Below are 19,511 nucleotides of genomic sequence, written 5' to 3' on the forward strand. Positions count from 1 at the left end.
ATGCTCGAACTGAACTCCAAGACACCAAGCGGTCCCCTCGAGCAGAAGTGGGACAAGCACCGCTTCGAGATGAAGCTGGTCAACCCCGCCAACAAGCGGAAGCACCATGTGATCGTGGTGGGGGCCGGTCTCGCTGGCGCCTCGGCCGCCGCCACCATGGCGGAGCTGGGCTACAACGTCTCCTGCTTCGTCTTCCACGACTCGCCCCGGCGTGCGCACTCCATCGCGGCGCAGGGCGGCATCAACGCCGCCAAGAACTACCAGAACGACGGCGACTCCGTCAAGCGGCTCTTCTACGACACCATCAAGGGGGGTGACTTCCGCGCCCGCGAGGCGAACGTGTATCGCCTGGCGCAAGTGTCGGTGAACATCATCGACCAGTGCGTGGCGCAGGGGGTGCCCTTTGCGCGTGAGTATGGCGGCCTGCTGGCCAACCGGTCGTTCGGCGGCGCGCAGGTATCGCGCACCTTCTACGCCCGCGGCCAGACCGGGCAGCAACTGCTGCTTGGCGCCTATCAGGCGCTGGAACGGCAGACGGCGCTCAAGAAGGTGCAAATGCACACCTTCGAGGAGATGCTCGAGCTGGTCGTGGTGAACGGGTACGCGCGCGGCATCGTGACGCGCAATCTGCTCACCGGCAAGATCACGTCGCATGCGGCCGACGCGGTGGTGCTCGCCACCGGCGGCTACGGCAACGTGTTCTACCTGAGCACGAACGCCATGTACTCCAACGTCACGGCCACGTGGCGGGCGCACAAGAAGGGCGCGGCGTTCGCCAACCCGTGCTACACGCAGATCCACCCCACCTGCATCCCGGTGAGCGGGGACCATCAGTCGAAGCTCACGCTCATGTCGGAGTCGCTGCGCAACGACGGGCGCATCTGGGTGCCGCTCAAGCGCGGCGACCATCGGGCGCCGTCGCAGATTCCTGACAGCGAGCGCGATTACTTCCTGGAGCGCAAGTACCCGAGCTTCGGCAACCTCGCGCCGCGGGACATCGCCTCGCGCGCCGCCAAGGAGGCGTGCGACGACGGGCGCGGCGTGGGTCCGGGTGGCCTCGGCGTGTACCTCGACTTTGCCGACAGCATCAAGCGGCTGGGCAAGCCCACCATTGCCGAGCGCTACGGCAACCTGTTCGACATGTACCAGCGCATCACGGATGAGAATCCGTACGAACAGCCCATGCGCATCTACCCGGCCGTGCACTACACCATGGGCGGCCTCTGGGTGGACTACAACCTCATGAGCACCATTCCCGGCCTGCACGTGGCCGGCGAGGCGAACTTCTCCGACCATGGCGCCAACCGCCTCGGCGCGTCGGCGCTCATGCAGGGACTGGCCGACGGCTACTTCGTGCTGCCCTACACCATCGGTGACTACCTGGCGAGCACCAAGCTCGAGAAGGTGGACACGTCGCACGCCGAGTTCCGCGCGGCAGAGCAGGCGGTGCGCGAGCGGCAGACCACCTTCCTGGGCATCAAGGGAAAGCGCACCGTCGACTCCTTCCACAAGGAGCTTGGCAAGATCATGTGGGACTACTGCGGCATGGCGCGCGACCGGGACGGGCTGACGAAGGCCATCGGGCTCATCCAGACGCTCAAGCAGGAGTACTGGCAGAACGTGAACGTGCCGGGCAGCGGCGACTCACTCAACCAGTCACTGGAGAAGGCGGGGCGCGTGGCCGACTTCATCGAACTGGGTGAGCTCATGTGCCGGGATGCGCTGAACCGCGAAGAGTCGTGCGGCGGGCACTTCCGCACGGAGTACCAGGAAGAGGGCGAGGCCAAGCGCAACGACGACGACTACGCCTACGTTGCCGCCTGGGAGTACGCCGGCGAGGGGAAGGATCCGATCCTCAACAAGGAACCGCTGGAGTACGAGAACGTGAAGCTTTCCACGCGGAGCTACAAGTAATGAAGATCACGCTCAACGTGTGGCGCCAGCCGGCGTCGCAGGCTCCGGGCAAGCTGGAGACGTACGATCTCGAAGGGGTGAGTGCCGACATGTCGTTCCTCGAGATGTTCGACATGCTCAACGAGAAGCTCACTCTCGAGGGGAAGGAACCCGTGGCCTTCTCGCACGACTGCCGCGAGGGGATCTGCGGCTCGTGCGCCATGATGATCAACGGGCAGGCGCATGGTCCGTGGAAGGGCACGGCCACCTGCCAGTTGCACATGCGGGCGTTCAAGGACGGGGACATCATCACCGTCGAGCCGTGGCGGGCATCGCCGTTTCCCATCGTGAAGGACCTCGTCGTCAATCGCGGGGCGTTCGATCGCATCATCCAGGCGGGTGGCTACGTGTCGGTGAACACCGGCGGCGCCCGTGATGCCAATGCGATTCTCATCGGCAAGGACGTGCTGGAAGAGGCGATGGATGCGGCGGCCTGCATCGGCTGTGGCGCCTGCGTGGCGGCGTGCCCCAACGCGTCGGCCTCGCTGTTCACCGGCGCCAAGATCACCCACCTCGGGCTCTTGCCGCAGGGACAACCGGAGCGCGACAAGCGAGCGCTGGCCATGGTGGAGCAGATGGATCTCGAGGGGTTTGGTCACTGCACCCTGGCCGGCGAGTGCCAAGAGGCGTGTCCCAAGGAGATCAGCATCGACGTGATCAAGCGCATGAACCGCGACTACCTCGTGGCCACCGCCACGCGTCAGGAACCGCGGGCGACGGTCGGGTCGGGCTGACGGTCCACGCGCTGGACTCGGCCTCTACGGCGGGCGGGACTCCTTCGAGTTCCGCCCGCTGTGCGTCCAGGGCCCCCTGCGGCGGGGCGCGCGGCATCGCATATTGGCGTCATGCGAAGATTCCTCCGATGGGGATGGTTGGCCGTGCTGGGCCCGGTGGGCCTTGCGGCGCAGCCTCGCTCCGGCGATCCGGTGCGGGGACTGGCACTGCTCTCGGCCTTTCGTGACTCGCTCCCGGCGCACAGCGGAAATGGGCTGCGCTGCGTGAGCTGCCATCTGGACAACGGCACCCGTGGGCGCGCGATGCCGTGGACGGCCACGCTCTCGCGCTATCCGCGGTACCGCAGCCGTCCGGGCTATGAGGAAACGCTCGAACGGCGCATCAACGAGTGCATTGCGCGCAGCCTCGCGGGCAAGATGCTGCGTGAGGACTCGCGCGAAATGCGCGACATGGTGGCCTACATCGCCACGCTCAACGGGCGCCCTCGCCACGACCGGGTCGACACCGTCAAACTCGCCGGCAACGTGACCCGTGGCCGGCAGGGGTATGCCGCCAGCTGCGCCCGGTGCCACGGGGGCGACGGGCAGGGGATGCCAGCCCTCAATGCACCGGCCGTCTGGGGGCGCGGCAGTTACTCCATTGGCGCCGGGATGGCCCGCCAGTTCACGCTGGCCACCTTCCTCAAGCACAACATGCCGTACGACGGCGTGGACACGTTGAGTGCAGAGCGAGCGGCAGACATCGCGGCGTTCGTGCTCAGCAAGGCCCGTCAGGATCACCCCGGCAAGGAGCGCGACTGGCCGCGCGGCGATCCTCCCCTCGATGTGGCCTATGCCACCACCGCCGCGCGCCGGGCCGGCAAGCCCTTGCCGCCTCCGCGCCCGCTGCTCAGGCGGCGCGTATCCCCAGACTCTCTCGCCAAATGACCGCCCACACCGCCCGCCGTGATTTCCTTGGCCGCCTGGCCGCTTTCGGGGCGACGCTTGGCGTGCTCCCCGGTCGGGCGCTTGACGCCGCGCCGCCCCCCGCCGCCGACGCGGCGACCGCGGCCGCCGTGGAGGATCCGTGGATGAAGCGCGTGGCGGGCACCCAGCGGGTGGTGTTCCACTCGCACCTGCCCACCGATGGCCTCGCGCTGCGCTGGGCCCAGACGTTTCTCGACACGCAGAAGACCGTGTACGGGATCCGCGAGGAGGATTGCACCGTCATGGTCGGACTCAACGGCCGGTCCATTGGCTGGTTCTTCAACGACGCGATGTGGGCGAAGTATCCGACCGTCGGCGAGGTCATGGGCATGCCCGGGACCCGGAACCCGATCACGGAATCCGTCGCCATTCTGGCCCGCCGCAACGTGCTCCTGCTGGCCTGCGGCAACTCCATTCGCGCGTCAGGGGGGCGGTTTCTCCCCGCCGAGCAGCGCGCCGATCGGGAACGCACGACGGCGTTCGCCGATGAGGCGCGGAAGAGCCTGCTTCCCGGCGTGGAGGTGGTACCGGCGATGATTGTGACGCTGCAGCAGGCGCAGGACCGCGGTCTGCGCTACGTCTACGCCGGCGGCTGAGCGCGGCTGAGCCTAGATGCGGGGCAGCGTCACGCCGTGCTGGCCCTGATACTTCCCCTGCTTGTCGCCATAGCTGACGTCGGGCTCTTCGTCCCCGGTGAAGAACACCACCTGCGCGATCCCCTCGTTCGAGTAGATCTTCGCGGGCAGCGGCGTGGTGTTGGAGATCTCGAGCGTCACATAGCCTTCCCACTCAGGTTCGAAGGGCGTGACGTTGGTGATGATGCCGCACCGCGCATAGGTGCTCTTGCCCACGGTGAGCGTGAGCACGTTGCGCGGAATGCGGAAGTACTCCACGCTGCGCGCCAGCGCGAAGGAGTTGGGCGGCACGATGCAGACGTCGCCTTCGAACTCGACGAAGCTCTTCGGGTCGAACTGCTTGGGATCGACGATCGAGCTGAGCACATTCGTGAAGATCCGGTATTCCGACGCCACGCGCATGTCGTAGCCGTACGAGCTGACGCCGTACGACACGACCCCCTGACGAACCTGGCGGTCTTCAAACGGTTCGATCATGCCGTGCTCGCGCGCCATGCGCGTGATCCAGCGGTCTGAGCAGAGCCCCATGGTGATGAGCAAGCGGAAGGTGGACCTGCATTAGGACCAGGCGGTCCATACGCCCTCGCGCGCAGCGCGTCGAGCATGAGGAAGAAGCTACTCTCCACCGGCTGACCCTGCCAAACGTCCTTCGCCGGTTACTTGGAGCGAAAACCATTACGCATGCTGTTGAGGGATTCCGGTCCCCTTGGTACTCTTCTCGCACATGGTTTGTGAATTCTTTCACGAAGTCCACTCCCCCTTCGTGATCTGTCGGATCCTTGCTGCACCGCGATGCTACGTACCTATCTGCCGGTCCTGCTGCTCCTCGGCTTCGTGATCCTCAACGCGGTGCTGATCCTTGGCATCGCCCACCTCACGACGAAGGCCCAGCCCACGGCGGTCAAGTCCCAGCCGTACGAGTCCGGCATCAACCCGCTGGGCGATGCCCGCGAACGCTTCTCGGTGAAGTTCTACCTGGTCGCGATGCTGTTCATCGTCTTCGACATCGAGACGGTCTTCATGATCCCGTGGGGCGTGCACTACCGCCAGCTGTCGTGCGCGGTGCCCCTCGTGGCGAACAGCTGCCCCGCCGGCCAACTGTCGTTCTTCGGCCTGGGGGAGATGCTGGTGTTCGTACTCATTCTGGTGGTCGGCTTCATCTACGTCTGGAAGAAGGGAGCGCTCACGTGGGACTGACCCCCGCCACCGACTCGCGCCTCGTACAGGTCGATCCCGGCTCGCAGGACGGCTGGGTGACCACGCGCCTCGATTTCCTGGTGAATTGGGCCCGTGCCGGTTCGCTGTGGCCCATGCCCTTCGGCACCGCCTGCTGCGCCATCGAGTTCATGGCCACTGCGGCCAGCCGCTTCGACCTGGCGCGGTTCGGCATGGAGCGGTTGAGCTATTCCCCGCGACAGGCCGACGTGCTGCTCTGTGCCGGCCGCGTGCCGCTCAAGCTGGCGCCGGTGTTGCGCCGCATCTACCAGCAGATGCCGCAGCCCAAATGGGTCATCTCCATGGGCGCCTGCGCCTCCACGGGCGGCATGTTCGACAATTACGCCGTGGTGCAGGGCATCGACACCATCATCCCGGTCGATGTGTACGTCCCCGGCTGCCCGCCGCGTCCGGAAGCGCTCATGCACGGCATCATCATGCTGCAGAAGAAGGTCATGCGCGAGCGACTCAATGACACCGGGCGTCACGTCGAGATCGAGCCCGACCCGGCCAGCCAGCTGTATATCCCGCCCTCGCGCATCGACGAGTTGTCGGAGCCGTTCGGCAACTCGGTGCACCAGACCCGCTCGGCGCCATGACGGCACCGGTCCCCGCCCCGCAGTCGGCGCCGGTGGCGCCGCAGGTCATGGCCGCCGTCGCGGCCGATGAGAACGGCTCGCCCATCACGCCCGTCCACGTGCCGCGCACCGGGGCACCGGCCAATCCCACAGCCGCCGTGCTCGCGGCGCGTTTCGGCGCCGATGTACTGCGCGCCGAGGTGATCTGGGGAGAAACGACCGTGTTCGTCACCCGTGAGCGCGTACACGACATCGTGCGCTTCCTGCACGACGAGCCGTCTGAGCGCTACGACTATCTGGTGGACGTCACGGCGGTGGAGTATCGGGATGGCGGGCGCCCGCTCGAGGTGGTGTGGCACCTGCGCGCTCTCGGGCACCGGCGCTTCCTGCGACTCAAGGTGGAGTTGCCCAGGCGCGGCCCGCTCTGGGTGCCGAGCGTCATCGACATCTACAGTGGGGCCGATTGGCTCGAGCGGGAGTGCTTCGACATGTTCGGCATCCGCTTCGAGGGGCATCCCGACCTGCGGCGCCTGCTCATGTGGGAGCAGTACCGGGAAGGCCATCCGCTGCGGAAGGATTTCCCGCTGCGCGGCCGATTCTCGCGTGCCGAACAGCTCAAGCAGGCGCTCGCCGCCGATCCGGAGGCGCGCTATTCCATGGAGGAGTTGAGCATTGCCGACGCCTTCGACTCGTTGCCGGCCGATATGAAGCAGCGGCTCGCCGAACGGGCTGCGCTTGGTGACCCGGAGGAACCGGCATGAGCGCGCGTCGCACCATCGAGGTGGCGTTGGGCACCAGCGGCCTTGACGCTCAGGGCCAGCCATTGCGGGCCCCGCTGGTCCCCCAGGGTGGCAGTGCCGTGGCCCTCGAGCGGCTGCCGGCTCGCGAGGCGCCCGAGCTCGAGGCCGATCACATGCTGATCAACATCGGTCCGCAGCACCCGGCCACTCATGGCGTGCTGCGCCTGGTGCTGGAGCTCGATGGCGAAACCGTGGTGCGGTGCATCCCGCACATCGGCTATCTGCACTGCGGCTTCGAGAAGATCGGGGAGTACCGCCAGTACAACCAGATCATCCCGTGGACCGACCGCGAGGATTATCTCAACTCGCCAGGCAACAACGTGGCGTTCGCGCTCGGCGCCGAGCGCCTGTTCGGCGTGGGCATGACCGAGCGCACCAAGGTGCTGCGCGTCATCCTCATGGAGCTCTCGCGCATCATTTCGCATCTGGTGTGGCTTGGCACCACCTCGGTGGATATCGGGGCGTTCACACCGTTCCTGTGGCTGTATCAGGAGCGCGAGAACGTCTACAACCTGCTCGAAGGGTGGGTGGGGGCGCGTCTCACGGTCACCACCACGCGTGTCGGGGGCATGGCCGCCGATCTCCCTGATGGATGGCTCGATGGCCTGCGCGCTTTCCTCAAGGGGTTCCCCAAGACCCTCGAGGAATCGGTGCGCATGCTTGAAACGAACGCGATCTGGGCCGGGCGCACGGTGGGGCTGGGGGCCATGAGCGCGCAGGAAGCGGTGAACGCCGGCCTGTCGGGACCCATGCTGCGGGCGTCGGGCGTCGCCTACGACGTGCGCAAGGACTTCCCGTACCTCGATTACGAGACGTACGACTTCGACGTGCCGGTGGGAACGGCGGGCGATGTGTACGATCGCTTCCTGGTGCGCGTCGAGGAGATGCGCCAGAGCGTCCGCATTCTCGAGCAGGCCATTCGACGTCTCCCGGACGGTCCGGTCAACATCGACGATCCGCGCCTCATTCTACCGCCCAAGCACAAGGCCACCAGCGAGATGGAAAGCATGATCCATCACTTCAAGCTGGTCATGGAAGGCCCCCGTCCACCGGCCGGCGAATGCTACGTGCCCGTCGAAAGTCCCAAGGGTGAGAAGGGGTATTACTTCGTGAGCGACGGCAGCGCCAAGCCGGTACGGTGGCGCATCCGCCCCCCATCGTTCGTGAACCTGTCGGCGATTCCGAAGATGGTGGAGGGGCATCTGCTCTCCGACGTGATCGCCATCAACGCCAGCATCGACATCGTGATGGGAGAGATCGACCGGTGAGCCACGGCCCTTCCGCCAGCGGGGGCGCCCTGGTGGCCGCCCCACCGCATGGCCACCATCATGACGAGCCGCACGACCCCGTGTTCGTGGGGGCGGCGCGCGCTGAACTCGACACCATTCTCTCCCGCTATCCCACCAGGCAGGCGGCGCTGCTTCCGGCACTGTGGATGCTGCAGGACGCGCGCGGCTGGGTGAGCGAGAAGGGGATCGAGGAGGTGGCGCAGGTCCTGTCACTCACACCGGCGTACATCAAGGGCGTGGTGAGCTTCTACACCATGTACCACCAGCACCCGGTGGGGCGACACTTCATTCAAGTGTGCACCACCACCCCGTGCAACGTCTGCGGGGCCGAGGATGTGGTGCGCAGCTTTCTCGAGCACACCGGCTGCGGTGATCTGGGCCTCACCAGTGCCGACGGCCGGTTCACCGTGATCGAAGTCGAGTGCCTCGGCGCCTGCGGCTTTGCCACGCCGGTGATGATCAACAACGCGTTCATCGAGTCGGTGACACCGGAGTCGGTGCCGCGGATTCTGTCGGAGCTGACGTAATGGGGTACCCGCATCCTTCGCACCCGCGCGAGACGCCGGTGCTTACACAGTACTTTGGCGACGCCGAGGCGCGCACGCTGGCCGGATGGCGCGCCCGCGGGGGCTACGAGGCGCTGCAGAAGGCCGTCACGATGGATCCGCAGGAGATCCAGGGCATCGTGAAGGACTCGGGGCTGCGTGGCCGCGGTGGCGCGGGCTTTCCCACGGGCATGAAGTGGTCGTTCATGAAGCCCGACGGGAAGATCCACTATCTCTGCTGCAACGCCGACGAGTCGGAGCCGGGCACGTTCAAGGATCGCGAGATCATGCGCTGGACTCCGCATGGTCTGGTGGAAGGCGTGGCGCTTGGCGCGTACACCATCTACGCCGAGACCGCCTACATCTACATCCGCGGCGAGTTCACCGAGCCGTACGCCCGGGTGACGCAGGCGGTGGCCGAGGCGTACGCGGCGGGCATTCTCGGGGCCAATGCCATGGGGTCGGGGAAGCGCATCGACGTGCACGTGCACCGCGGTGCGGGCGCCTACATCTGCGGTGAAGAAACCGCCCTGATGAACTCGCTGGAAGGACGGCGTGGGAATCCGCGCATCAAGCCACCGTTTCCGGCCGTGGCGGGGCTGTTCGGGAAGCCCACCACGATCAACAACGTGGAGACGCTCACCGCGGTCCCGTACATCGTGAAGCACGGAGCCGAGTGGTACAAGCAGTTCGGCCGTCCGGACAACCCCAAGAGCATCGGCACCAAGCTGTTCTCGGTCTGCGGCAACATCACGCGTCCGGGCAATTACGAGGTCGCACTGGGCTTTCCCTTCGGCGAGTTCCTCAACGACCTGTGCGGGGGTCCGCTTCCCGGCCGGGAGATCAAGGCGGTCATTCCCGGCGGATCGTCGGTGCCCATTCTCACGCGAGAGGAAGCGGAAGGCGCCATCATGGATTACGAGGGCATGGTCGCCGCCGGGACCATGCTGGGGTCCGGTGGGGTCATTGTCTTCGATGATCGGCAGTGCATGGTGCGACAGATCGCGCGCCTCACGCGGTTCTATGCCCACGAGAGCTGCGCCCAGTGCTCGCAGTGCCGGGAAGGCACGGCGTGGATTACGCGCATCATGGAGCGCATCCGCGACGGGCAGGGAACGAGCGAAGATCTCGACACGCTGCTTTCGATCGCCGACAACATGAGCGGGAAGACGATCTGCGTGCTGAGCGATTCGTGCGCCACGCCGGTGGTGTCGGGGCTCAAGAAGTTCCGTCACGAGTTCGAGGCCAAGATCGCGGCGAACCCGTCGAGGGTCACCGTACCCGGGGCGCTCCGCGCCTCGGCCGCGTGAGGGCATCATGGCTGATGTGAAGATGGTGAATCTCACGATCGAAGGGCGGCCGGTCACGGTACCCGACGGGATGTCCATCCTGGAGGCGGCGAAGACGGCGGGCGTGCTCATTCCGCACTACTGCTACCATCCCGGCCTGCCGGTGGCGGGCGTGTGCCGCATGTGCCTCGTGGAGGTGGAGAAGTTCCCCAAGCTGGCACCGGCGTGCGCCACCACGGTCATGGAAGGGCAGGTGGTGCACGTGCACTCGCCCAAGGCGCTGGAAGCGCGCAAAGGCGTGCTCGAGTTCCTGCTCATCAATCACCCGCTCGATTGTCCCATCTGCGACCAGGCGGGCGAGTGCGAGTTGCAGGACTACACCTTTGCCGAAGGGCGTGCGGACTCGCGATATCGCGAGCCCAAGCGCTTCAATCCCGTCGAGGACTTCGGCGGCGACGTGCTGTACGTGGCCAATCGGTGCATCCTGTGCACGCGCTGTGTGCGCTTCATGGACGATGTCGCGCATGAACCGGTGCTGAATGTGTCCGAGCGCGGCGACCGCGCGTTCATCGGCAAGGCCGACGGGCACGATCTCACCAACGTGTGGGCGGGAAATGTGGTCGACCTGTGCCCGGTGGGCGCCCTGCTCAGCAAGGATTTCCTCAACAAGGCGCGCGCCTGGGAGCTTGATCGCGCGGCAACCGTCTGCACCGGGTGCAGCCAGGGCTGCAACGCCGTGGCCGAGACGCGTGACAACGTGCCGGTCCGTCTGCGGCCGCGCCCCAACGACGCCGTGAATCAGTACTACATGTGCGAGGTGGGCCGGCAGACGTACCGTGAGTTCGGGCGTCGCGACCGCGCCGATCAGCCACTGCTGCGCACGGCGGGTTCCCTCACCGTGGTGGAATGGGACGAGGCCATCGCCGCGACCGTACGTGCGCTCGCGGGACGTCGCGTCGTCGTCGTCGCCTCCCCCAATACGTCCAACGAGGCCCTGTTCCTGCTTGACCGACTGGTGGCCGGGCAGGACCATGACAAGCGCTTCCGGGTGGAGAAGGGGATCGCGGTCCCGCTGCCTGGCGCCACCGATCTCGCCCTGCGTGAAGAGCGCGCCGCCAACGCCACCGGGGCGCGCCTCCTGGGGTTCGCGGAACGCGACGCGCTGCTCGCCGACGTACAGGCCGATGACGCGCTGCTGATTCTTGGTGATGATCTCACCGGCGTGGACGGCGCGGCGCTTCCCGCCGCCGGCCCCATCGTGTATCTCGGCACCACCGTACCCGCGGTGATCGCGCAACGCGCCACGGTGGTCCTGCCGATTGCCAATACGCTGGAAGAGGAAGGCACCTTGACCAACTTGCGGGGGCGCGTGCAGCGGTATCTGCAGGCGCGATCGGCGCCGGGGGTGGCGCGTCCCGCCTGGTACGTGCTTGCCGACCTGGTGGCCGCCGTGGGCGGCGCCGGCGCGTTCTTCCAGCCGGGCGAGGTGTTCGCGGCACTGGCGGCATCGCTTCCGGCCTTTGCGGGGCTCGACTACGACGCACTCGGCCTGCGCGGACTGCCGGTGTCCCACGAGCAGACCGCCGGCGCGAGCGCTGAGGTGTCCGCATGAGCGGAACGAGCGTGCTGGCGGCCCTCGATCTCGCCGCGCTGTTCCCACGTGCCAATCCGCAGGTGGCACCGGAGGCGATCGGAACCTTCGTCGCGGCCAGCGTGGTCAAGATCCTGTTGTTCTTCGGAGTGTACCTCGTCACCGTGGCGCTCCTCACGCTCCTGGAGCGCAAGCTGGCGGCGTGGTTTCAGGATCGCCGCGGCCCCAACCGGGCCGGCCCTGGTGGCATCCTGCAGCCGGTGGCGGACGGCATCAAGAACTTCATGAAGGAAGAGACGAACCCGGCGTTTGCCGACCGGTGGCTCTTCATCATTGCGCCGGCACTCGCCTTCATCCCGGCCATGATGACGTGGGCCGTGCTGCCCTTCGCGGCACCGCTGCCCACGCCATGGGGGCTGGTCGACATGGCCATTGCGCCGCTCCCCGTGGGCTTCCTCTTCACGCTGGCCATCTCGTCGCTCGGCGTGTACGGCATCGTGCTCGCCGGCTGGTCGTCGAACAACAAGTACGCGTTGCTTGGGGGGTTGCGCTCGAGCGCCCAGATGGTGTCGTACGAAATCGCCATGGGGATGTCCACCATCCCGGTACTGTTGCTGGCCGGCAATGTGTCACTCGGCGCCATCGTGCAGCAGCAGTCGAATATGGGGTGGAATGTCCTGTCGCTCACGATCGCCTGGTTCACCTTTCTGGTGGCGGCCTTCGCCGAGACCAATCGGTTGCCATTCGACCTTCCAGAAGCGGAGTCGGAACTGGTGGCCGGGTACCACACCGAGTACAGTGGCATGAAGTTCTCCATGTTCTTCATTGCCGAGTACGCCAACATGCTCACGGTGAGTGGGCTCACGGCGGTGCTGTTCTTCGGTGGCTGGGATATCCCGTTCACGCAATGGGACAACAGCGGGCCGTACTCCGTGGTGAAGACGCTCGCCACGCTGGCCATGATGCTCGCCAAGGTGGGCTTCTTCATCTTCGTGTTCATGTGGGTGCGCTGGACACTGCCGCGCTTCCGCTATGACCAGCTGATGAGTCTTGGCTGGAGCGTCATGCTGCCGCTGGCGCTGGCGTACATCGTCATCATCGCTTCGGCCACGCTGGCGCTGGATATGGTCGGGGTGAACCGCGGTCCGCTCTTCTCGCTGGCCCTGCTGGCGCTGAATGCCGTCCTGATCGCCGTGCTGCTGGCATGGCTCGATCGCGGAAAGCTCATCAGTCCCGCCAGCGCCCGGGTTGGCCCCACCGATCTCGAACGTCTGCGTGCACGCGGACTCGATCTGTCGCGCCGCCAGCTGGCCGCCCAGCGTGGCGCCGACAGCAGTACCAACGATGCCGTCCCGGCGCTCGCGGCGAGTGCCGCCCCGGGCATCCTTGCCGAGGGAGGACAACACTGATGGCCATCGGTGTGAAGGTCATGAATCGGCCGCTTGAGCAGGTGAGCTACGTGCGCGCCACGCTCAAGGGCATGGCGACGACGCTGAAGCACCTCGTCGATCCGCACAAGGTCACGATGGAGTACCCCGAGACCAAGTGGGATCTCTCCCCTCGGTGGCGGGGAACGCACCGCATGCTCACCACCGAGGATGGGAAGGCCAAGTGCGTGGCGTGCGGTCTTTGCCCGACGGTTTGCCCGGCCAACTGCATCAAGCTCACCCCGGGGGAGGACGAGCAGGGCAACCGCTACCCGCTCGTGTTCGAAATCGACGAGTTCCGGTGCATTTTCTGCGGTTACTGTCAGGAAGTGTGCCCGGAGGAGGCGATCCACCTGGGCCGCCATTACGAGAACGCCGAGTACGACCGCGCCGCGTTCGTGTACGATCTGGAACGGCTCATGGCGCAGACGCACCCCGTGAGCGAGCTCTGGGACCCTGCCGACCCGAAGGGCGAATGACCGGGTTCTTCGAGTTCCAGTTCTATCTCTTCGCGCTGCTGGCCATCGTGTCGGCGCTGCTCTTCGTGACGCGCAAGAATGCGGTTCCGGCGGCGCTCTGGCTCGTGAATGTGATGTTCGCCCTCTCGGGACTGTACGTCATGCTGGATGCGCCGTTCGTAGGCGCGATTCAGGTACTGGTGTATGCCGGGGCCATCATGGTGGTATTCGTCTTCGTGGTCATGCTCCTCAATCTCGGTCGGCATGAGATCTCCGACCTGCGCTCGCTGGGCGTTCGGCTGGGGGCCGGCTTCATGGGACTCGCCCTGCTGGCCAATCTGCTGGTGGCCCAGCGCCATCGACTGCCGCGCGTCGCGCCGGCGCCGATGTCGGACAACGTGGTGGAACCGGTCGCCGCGGCGCTCTTCACCGACTACCTCGTGGCCTTCGAGCTGACGAGCATCGTGCTGCTCGTGGCGGTGGTCGGCGCGGTGCTCCTGGCCAAGAAGCGAGCCTCGGCATGATCACCGAAGCGCTCATCGTATCCGCGATTCTCTTCGTGATCGGCGTGGTCGGCGTGCTGACCCGGCGCAACGCGATCATCCTGTTCATGTGCGCCGAGCTCATGCTCAATGCCGTGAACCTCAGCTTTGTGGCGTTCGCCAAGCTCCATAACATCACCGGGCAGGTGTTCGTCATCATGGTCATGTCCGTCGCTGCGGCGGAAGCCGCCATCGGGCTGGCCATCATCATTTCGATCTTCCGGCACTTCGGCACGGTGGACCTCTCGAAACTCCGGAGCCTCCGCGGATGATCGCTGCCCTGTTGCCGCTCCTCATTGTGCTGCCGGTGCTCGGGTTCCTCGTGAACGGCGCGATCGCCCTCACCCGGAGGCCGACCACCGGCCCCTCCGCGTCGTCCACGGCACGGCACCCGCTCGTGACCGTCGTCGGTCCCGGCGTCGTCATCGCCGCGTTCGCGCTGGCCGTTGCGCTGTTCATGCGCGTGCGGGTGGGGTTGCCGGCCCCCGCGGTGCTGTCGCTGGGCCAGTGGATGCCGGTCGGCAATCTCGTGGTCGACTGGACGCTGCAGCTGGACCAGCTCTCGATGCTGATGGTGCTGGTCATCACCGGTGTGGGCTCGCTCATCCATGTGTTTTCGATCGGCTACATGCGCGATGACGCCAGCTACGCCCGGTACTTCGCGTATCTCAATCTGTTCGTGGCGTTCATGCTGGTGCTGGTGCTGGGGGGCAGCTACCCGGTGATGTTCGTGGGCTGGGAAGGGGTGGGTCTTGCCTCGTACCTGCTCATCGGCTTCTGGTTCGGCGACAAGGCCAACGCCGACGCCGGCAAGAAGGCGTTCGTGGTCAACCGGGTGGGTGACTTCGGCTTCCTCGTCGCCATGTTCCTCATCTGGACGACGACCCAGAAGCTCGACTTCGAGGGCGCTCACGCCGCGCTCGGGGCGATGGGTGGCACGCCGGTGGTCCTGGCCATCGCGCTGTTCCTGTTCGTCGGCTGTGCCGGCAAGAGCGCGCAGTTGCCGCTCTACATCTGGCTGCCGGACGCCATGGCCGGCCCCACGCCGGTCTCGGCGCTCATCCACGCCGCCACCATGGTCACGGCAGGGGTGTACCTCGTGGCGCGCGCGGCCCCCATTTTTGCGGGTGCCCCCGAGGCCTCTCTCCTGGTCAGCACCATCGGCGCCCTCACGGCGCTGTTCGCCGCCACGATTGCCCTGCGGCAGTGGGACATCAAGAAGGTGCTGGCGTATTCGACGGTCTCCCAGCTCGGGTACATGTTCGTGGGCGTCGGCGCCGGCGCGTACACGGCGGGTGTCTTCCATCTGGTCACCCACGCCTTCTTCAAGGCGCTCCTGTTTCTCGGAGCCGGTTCGGTGATTCACGCCATGCATCACGCCTATCACCAGACCCACCGTCACGACGACCCGCAGGACATGCGCAACATGGGCGGGCTGGCGAGGTTCATGCCGGCCACGGCGACGGCCATGACGCTGGCGACGTTGGCAATTGCCGGCATCCCACCGCTTGCCGGCTTCTTCTCGAAGGACGAGATCCTCGCTGCCGTGTTCAGCCGCGCACATGGCTCACCGTTGGCATCGGCCACGTTGCTCGGCATCCCCGGCAGCATGGTGCTGTACACCGTGTACGGCGTGGGCATCCTGACGGCGCTGCTCACGGCGATCTACATGACCCGCATGCTGCTCTTCACCTTCTACGGTAGCAACCGCACAGGCGAGGCCGAGCAGGCGGCGTTGCACGAGGCCCCCGCGGTCATGACGGCGCCGGTCCTGGTCCTCGCGTTGCTGACCGTGGCAGGGGGATGGCTCAACCTGCCGGCGCTCCTTCCCATGGGCCCGGTGGGCCTGCTCGAGCAATGGCTGGAACCGGTGACCGGTACCAGTGCCCGGGCGCTGTCGGGGGCGGGACATCTCGACCACACCACCGAGTTGGTGCTGGTAGGGGTGGCCGTTGGGGTCGCGTTGCTGGGCATGACCATTGCGGCGGTGCGCTATCGCCAACCCGGTGCGGACCAGTCGGCCGCCACCAAGGACACCACCCTGCTCGCCCGCGCCTACGGCGTGGATGCGTTGGTGGACGCGCTGATCGTGCGTCCGGTTCAGGCCTTCGCCGGCGTGGTACTGGACCGGGGCATCGACCGGACCGTGGACCGTGGCTTCAGCGCTGGCGGCTCGCTGCTGAGTCGCACGGCCTCCCTGATGGGAGCCCGCCTGCAGGACGGGGATATGGGCAAGTACGCCTGGATGCTCGCCGCCGGTGCGCTGGCGCTCATCGCCGCCCTGACGCTGACCTGATATGCGCGACGTGATTCTCTCCCTGAATGTCGATCGGTGGATCCTGCCGGCCATGTTGCTGTGGCCGCTCGTCGCCGCCCTGCTCGTGCGGCTTCTGGGCCGCGATGTTCATGCCGAAGCGACCGGTACCGCCGCCCCATCCGGTGGCCCGGATGCGCGTGTGCTGACCCTGGCGGCCATGGTGGTGGAGGCGCTGCTCGCCCTTCTGCTCTGGCTGTCGTTCGACCCCGCGCAGCGGGGCTGGCAGGCCGGGGTAGAAATGCCCTGGCTGACGGACCTTGGCGCCATGATCAGCCTCGGCGTGGACGGGCTGTCATTGCCCATGGTCGTGCTCACGGCGTGTGTGGTGCCGCTGGCGCTGCTGGGATCGTGGGACAATGTGCGCGTGCGGACGCCGGCGTTTGGCGCGTTGGCGCTCTTGCTGCTGTGCGGCCTGATTGGCGTGTTCATCACGCGCGATCTGCTGCTCTTCTATCTGGCCTGGGAGCTGATGCTCATCCCCACCTATCTGCTGGTCGGGGTGTGGGGACGCGAGGGGACCTCGCGGGCCAGCGTGCGCTACGTGCTCTTCACGTTGGTCGGCTCGCTGCTCATGCTGGTCGCCATCATTGCGCTGTGGAATCTGGGTGGCGGTACCACGCTCGACATCGATGCCCTGCGCGCCGTGGCGCTATCGCCGCGCGCGCAGCTGTTCCTCTTTGCCGCCTTCTTTTCGGCGTTCGCCGTGAAGTCGGCGCTGGTCCCCTTCCATACGTGGCTTCCCGATGCGCAAAGCGCCGCCCCGACCTTCGCGGCCGTCACGCTCGGGCTCAAGGTGGGGGCGTACGGCATCCTGCGCTTCGCGATTCCGCTGTTTCCGGCAGCGGCTACGCACGACCTGGTGCGTGGCACGATTCTCGTGCTGTCCGTCATCGCCGTCGTGTACGGCGCCCTGCTGGCCATGACGCAGCGCGACCTCAAGCGCGTGATCTCGTACAGCTCCATCAGTCATCTCGGTTTCATCATGTTGGGGAGCTTCGCCCTCACGCAGCAGAGCGTGCAGGGAGCGGTGATGAGCATCGTCGGCAGTGGCATCAGCACGAGCGCCCTGTTCCTGCTTGCCGGCATGCTCGAGGACCGCACCGGCACCACCGACCTGGCCGCGTTCGGCGGCATGGCGCGGGTGGTCCCCTGGTTCTCGGTCATGCTCACGCTGGTGATGCTGTCCACGGTCGCACTGCCGGGGACCAACGGGTTCGTGGGCGAGTTCCTCGTGCTGCTCGGCAGCTATGCCGAGTTCCCCGTGCTGGCCGTTGTCGCCACCACCGGCGTGATCTTCGCCGCGGCGTACGGGTTGCGTGCCCTCCAGTTACTGCTCTTTGGCGGGCTGGACGCCCCCCAACAGGCCCACGTTGCCGACCTGGGCCCGCGTGAGAAGTTCGTGATGGGGGTCTTCGCGGTGGCGATCATCTACCTCGGCCTCATGCCCGGTGCGGTTCTGGGCCGGAGCGACCGCCCGTCCCGCGATCTGGTGGAAATCGTGCGCTTCGGCCCCAACGCGCCGGCGGCGCTGCCCCCCGTGTCCCTGAACCGATGAGTGAGTTCATGTCAGGCGGCGCGCTGCTGCGCGCCCTCGCCCCGGAACTGCTGCTCACGAGCGGCGCACTCGCGATGCTGGTGGGGACCGTGTGGTCGCCACAGTCGCAACGCGCCGGGGCGGCCGAAGGAGCCGAGCGGACGTCCGCGATGTCACGGTTTGCGGTGGCGCTTTGCCTTCTGGTCGGCCTGGTGGTCGTGATTGCCTGGGGCGACGGTGCGACCGGCTCGGCCGATCAGCGATTGGCAGGGGACGGTTTCCGCTGGGCGATCGACCTGGTGATTCTGCTGGGCACGGGGATGGCGCTGGTGCTGATTGATGCCGAACAGCACCGCAGCGGTGCGTTCAGCCCGGAGGTGCCCGTGCTGATGCTGTTCGCGGCCGTGGGCATGATGATTCTTGCGGCTGCACGAGACCTCATGTTCGTGTTTCTGGGCGTCGAGCTGATGTCGCTTGCCGTGTATGTCCTGGCCGGTGTCAACCGCCGGAGCGGACGTGGCGCCGAGTCGGCCGTGAAGTACTTCCTGCTGGGTGCCGTGAGCACGGGGTTCCTGCTGTACGGCATCGCACTCCTCTACGGTGCAACCGGCAGCACGCGACTCGTGGACATCGGGCAGTGGGTGTCCGCACATCCGCCCCTCTCCCCCTTGTTCACCATGGGGGCCGCCCTGCTGCTCGTGGGCCTCGCCTTCAAGGTGGCCGCGGCCCCGTTTCACTGGTGGACCCCCGATGTCTACGACGGCGCGCCGCTGCCGATCACGGCGTTCATGTCGGCGACGGTCAAGACCGCGGCATTTGCCGTCTTTGCCCGCATCATGGTCGAGGCGCTCGGGCGCGCCTCGGCCCAATGGCACACCGGCCTGTGGTGGCTCGCCGTGGTGACGATGGTCGTGGGCAACGTGTTCGCGCTGTCGCAGCGCAATCTCGTGCGCATGCTTGCCTATTCGAGCATCGCGCATGCCGGCTATCTGCTCGTGACGCTGGTGGTCGGGGGAGCAGCCGCCACGACGGCGCTGGTGTTCTACATGGTGTCCTACACGCTGGCGACGATGGGCACGTTCGGCGTGCTGATCGCGGTGAATGCCGGCCGTGATGTGGCGCCCACCCTCGACGACATCGCGGGCCTCTGGCTCGTGCGCCCCTGGTTGGCCAGCGCCATGGCGGTGTTTCTGTTGGCGTTTCTCGGCATGCCGCTGGTGGGCGGCATGGGGTTCTTTGCCAAGTGGTATGTGCTGCAGGCGGCGCTGCAGGCCAACGCACCACAGACCATTCTGGCGGTCGTGCTGGTGCTGACCAGCGCGGTCTCGGCGGCGTACTACCTCAACGCGGTGAGTGCCATGTTCATGCGTCCGCGCACCGAGGGACAGCCGGCTCCCGCGTTGCTCCCCATGGGCCAGTCGCTCGTGGCGATTGCCGCCGTGGTCCTGCTCGGGTTGGGCGTGTATCCGACGCCCATCGTCCGGATGGCCAAGCGTGCGCTCACCAGTCCCATCACTCGCAGCGCGCCAATCGAGCCGGCCCAGCGCGGGGCACGACTGCAGGCGGCCGTCCGGACGGTCCCGGCGGCAGACGCCGGTGTGGCACCGTCACGTCAGCCAACCACGACCCCATGACCGG

General features: G+C 66.7%; 18 protein-coding genes and 1 pseudogene. 18 read left to right on the forward strand and 1 reads right to left on the reverse strand.

Features of this window, described 5'->3' with window-relative positions; genetic code table 11:
- The 4 genes from LW840_RS01690 to LW840_RS01705 all read left to right on the forward strand — a co-directional run bounded on the left by LW840_RS01690 (position 1) and on the right by LW840_RS01705 (position 4,249).
- Entirely contained in the window at positions 1 to 1,914 is a 1,914-nt protein-coding gene (locus LW840_RS01690) for a fumarate reductase/succinate dehydrogenase flavoprotein subunit (RefSeq protein WP_291263410.1), read from the forward strand.
- Positions 1,914 to 2,687, forward strand: coding sequence for a succinate dehydrogenase/fumarate reductase iron-sulfur subunit (locus LW840_RS01695; RefSeq protein ID WP_291263409.1), 774 nt, complete (start codon positions 1,914 to 1,916; stop codon positions 2,685 to 2,687). The genes LW840_RS01690 and LW840_RS01695 overlap by 1 nt, the downstream gene beginning before the upstream one ends.
- A 111-nt stretch (positions 2,688 to 2,798) precedes the next feature.
- Positions 2,799 to 3,614, forward strand: a complete 816-nt coding sequence (locus LW840_RS01700; protein WP_291266248.1) for a c-type cytochrome — start codon at positions 2,799 to 2,801, stop codon at positions 3,612 to 3,614.
- Positions 3,611 to 4,249, forward strand: coding sequence for a hypothetical protein (locus tag LW840_RS01705; RefSeq protein WP_291269332.1), 639 nt, complete (start codon positions 3,611 to 3,613; stop codon positions 4,247 to 4,249). The genes LW840_RS01700 and LW840_RS01705 overlap by 4 nt, the downstream gene beginning before the upstream one ends.
- 12 nt (positions 4,250 to 4,261) lie before the next feature.
- Here LW840_RS01705 and dcd read toward each other — a convergent pair whose 3' ends face one another.
- Positions 4,262 to 4,816 carry a dCTP deaminase gene (gene dcd, locus LW840_RS01710; RefSeq protein WP_291266250.1) on the reverse strand — a complete coding sequence of 185 codons (555 nt, stop codon included), beginning with the start codon at positions 4,814 to 4,816 and terminating at the stop codon, positions 4,262 to 4,264.
- A gap of 264 nt (positions 4,817 to 5,080) precedes the next feature.
- Between dcd and ndhC the strand changes: the two genes are divergently transcribed.
- The 14 genes and pseudogenes from ndhC to LW840_RS01780 all read left to right on the forward strand — a co-directional run bounded on the left by ndhC (position 5,081) and on the right by LW840_RS01780 (position 19,507).
- Positions 5,081 to 5,485, forward strand: a complete 405-nt coding sequence (gene ndhC / locus LW840_RS01715) for an NADH-quinone oxidoreductase subunit A (protein ID WP_291263405.1) — start codon at positions 5,081 to 5,083, stop codon at positions 5,483 to 5,485.
- Positions 5,486 to 5,541: 56 nt separating this feature from the next.
- Positions 5,542 to 6,102, forward strand: a complete 561-nt coding sequence (locus LW840_RS01720; protein WP_343213615.1) for an NADH-quinone oxidoreductase subunit B family protein — start codon at positions 5,542 to 5,544, stop codon at positions 6,100 to 6,102.
- Positions 6,099 to 6,842 (forward strand): NADH-quinone oxidoreductase subunit C, encoded by a 744-nt coding sequence (locus tag LW840_RS01725; protein ID WP_291263404.1) that lies wholly within the window; start codon positions 6,099 to 6,101, stop codon positions 6,840 to 6,842. The genes LW840_RS01720 and LW840_RS01725 overlap by 4 nt, the downstream gene beginning before the upstream one ends.
- 152 nt (positions 6,843 to 6,994) lie before the next feature.
- On the forward strand, positions 6,995 to 8,149 hold the full coding sequence (gene nuoD / locus LW840_RS01730) for an NADH dehydrogenase (quinone) subunit D (RefSeq protein ID WP_343213616.1): 1,155 nt from the start codon (positions 6,995 to 6,997) through the stop codon (positions 8,147 to 8,149).
- Positions 8,146 to 8,697 carry an NAD(P)H-dependent oxidoreductase subunit E gene (locus LW840_RS01735; RefSeq protein WP_291266252.1) on the forward strand — a complete coding sequence of 184 codons (552 nt, stop codon included), beginning with the start codon at positions 8,146 to 8,148 and terminating at the stop codon, positions 8,695 to 8,697. The genes nuoD and LW840_RS01735 overlap by 4 nt, the downstream gene beginning before the upstream one ends.
- Complete coding sequence (nuoF, locus tag LW840_RS01740) at positions 8,697 to 10,025, forward strand: NADH-quinone oxidoreductase subunit NuoF (RefSeq protein WP_291276303.1); 1,329 nt, start codon at positions 8,697 to 8,699, stop codon at positions 10,023 to 10,025. Before LW840_RS01735 ends, nuoF begins: the two co-directional genes overlap by 1 nt.
- A gap of 7 nt (positions 10,026 to 10,032) precedes the next feature.
- Positions 10,033 to 11,616: a 2Fe-2S iron-sulfur cluster-binding protein gene (locus LW840_RS01745; RefSeq protein WP_291269333.1), complete on the forward strand. Its 1,584-nt coding sequence runs from the start codon at positions 10,033 to 10,035 to the stop codon at positions 11,614 to 11,616.
- A gap of 77 nt (positions 11,617 to 11,693) precedes the next feature.
- Positions 11,694 to 12,701 (forward strand): annotated as a pseudogene (gene nuoH, locus LW840_RS01750) (NADH-quinone oxidoreductase subunit NuoH); the annotation flags it as partial.
- A 302-nt stretch (positions 12,702 to 13,003) separates the two neighbouring features.
- Positions 13,004 to 13,501: an NADH-quinone oxidoreductase subunit I gene (locus tag LW840_RS01755; RefSeq protein WP_291263337.1), complete on the forward strand. Its 498-nt coding sequence runs from the start codon at positions 13,004 to 13,006 to the stop codon at positions 13,499 to 13,501.
- Positions 13,498 to 14,004 carry an NADH-quinone oxidoreductase subunit J gene (locus LW840_RS01760; protein ID WP_291266255.1) on the forward strand — a complete coding sequence of 169 codons (507 nt, stop codon included), beginning with the start codon at positions 13,498 to 13,500 and terminating at the stop codon, positions 14,002 to 14,004. The genes LW840_RS01755 and LW840_RS01760 overlap by 4 nt, the downstream gene beginning before the upstream one ends.
- Complete coding sequence (gene nuoK / locus LW840_RS01765; protein ID WP_291263339.1) at positions 14,001 to 14,294, forward strand: NADH-quinone oxidoreductase subunit NuoK; 294 nt, start codon at positions 14,001 to 14,003, stop codon at positions 14,292 to 14,294. Before LW840_RS01760 ends, nuoK begins: the two co-directional genes overlap by 4 nt.
- The gene (gene nuoL / locus LW840_RS01770; protein ID WP_291276304.1) at positions 14,291 to 16,318 is read left to right on the forward strand and encodes an NADH-quinone oxidoreductase subunit L; all 2,028 of its coding nucleotides are present in this window, start codon (positions 14,291 to 14,293) and stop codon (positions 16,316 to 16,318) included. The genes nuoK and nuoL overlap by 4 nt, the downstream gene beginning before the upstream one ends.
- A gap of 10 nt (positions 16,319 to 16,328) precedes the next feature.
- The gene (locus LW840_RS01775) at positions 16,329 to 17,894 is read left to right on the forward strand and encodes an NADH-quinone oxidoreductase subunit M (RefSeq protein WP_291266256.1); all 1,566 of its coding nucleotides are present in this window, start codon (positions 16,329 to 16,331) and stop codon (positions 17,892 to 17,894) included.
- A complete protein-coding gene (locus LW840_RS01780) occupies positions 17,891 to 19,507 on the forward strand; it encodes an NADH-quinone oxidoreductase subunit N (protein ID WP_291263342.1) in 1,617 nt (538 codons plus the stop codon). Before LW840_RS01775 ends, LW840_RS01780 begins: the two co-directional genes overlap by 4 nt.
- The last annotated feature ends 4 nt before the right edge of the window (positions 19,508 to 19,511 follow it).

Origin of the sequence: Gemmatimonas sp. (assembly GCF_021298855.1) — a bacterium.
Lineage (GTDB): Bacteria > Gemmatimonadota > Gemmatimonadetes > Gemmatimonadales > Gemmatimonadaceae > Gemmatimonas.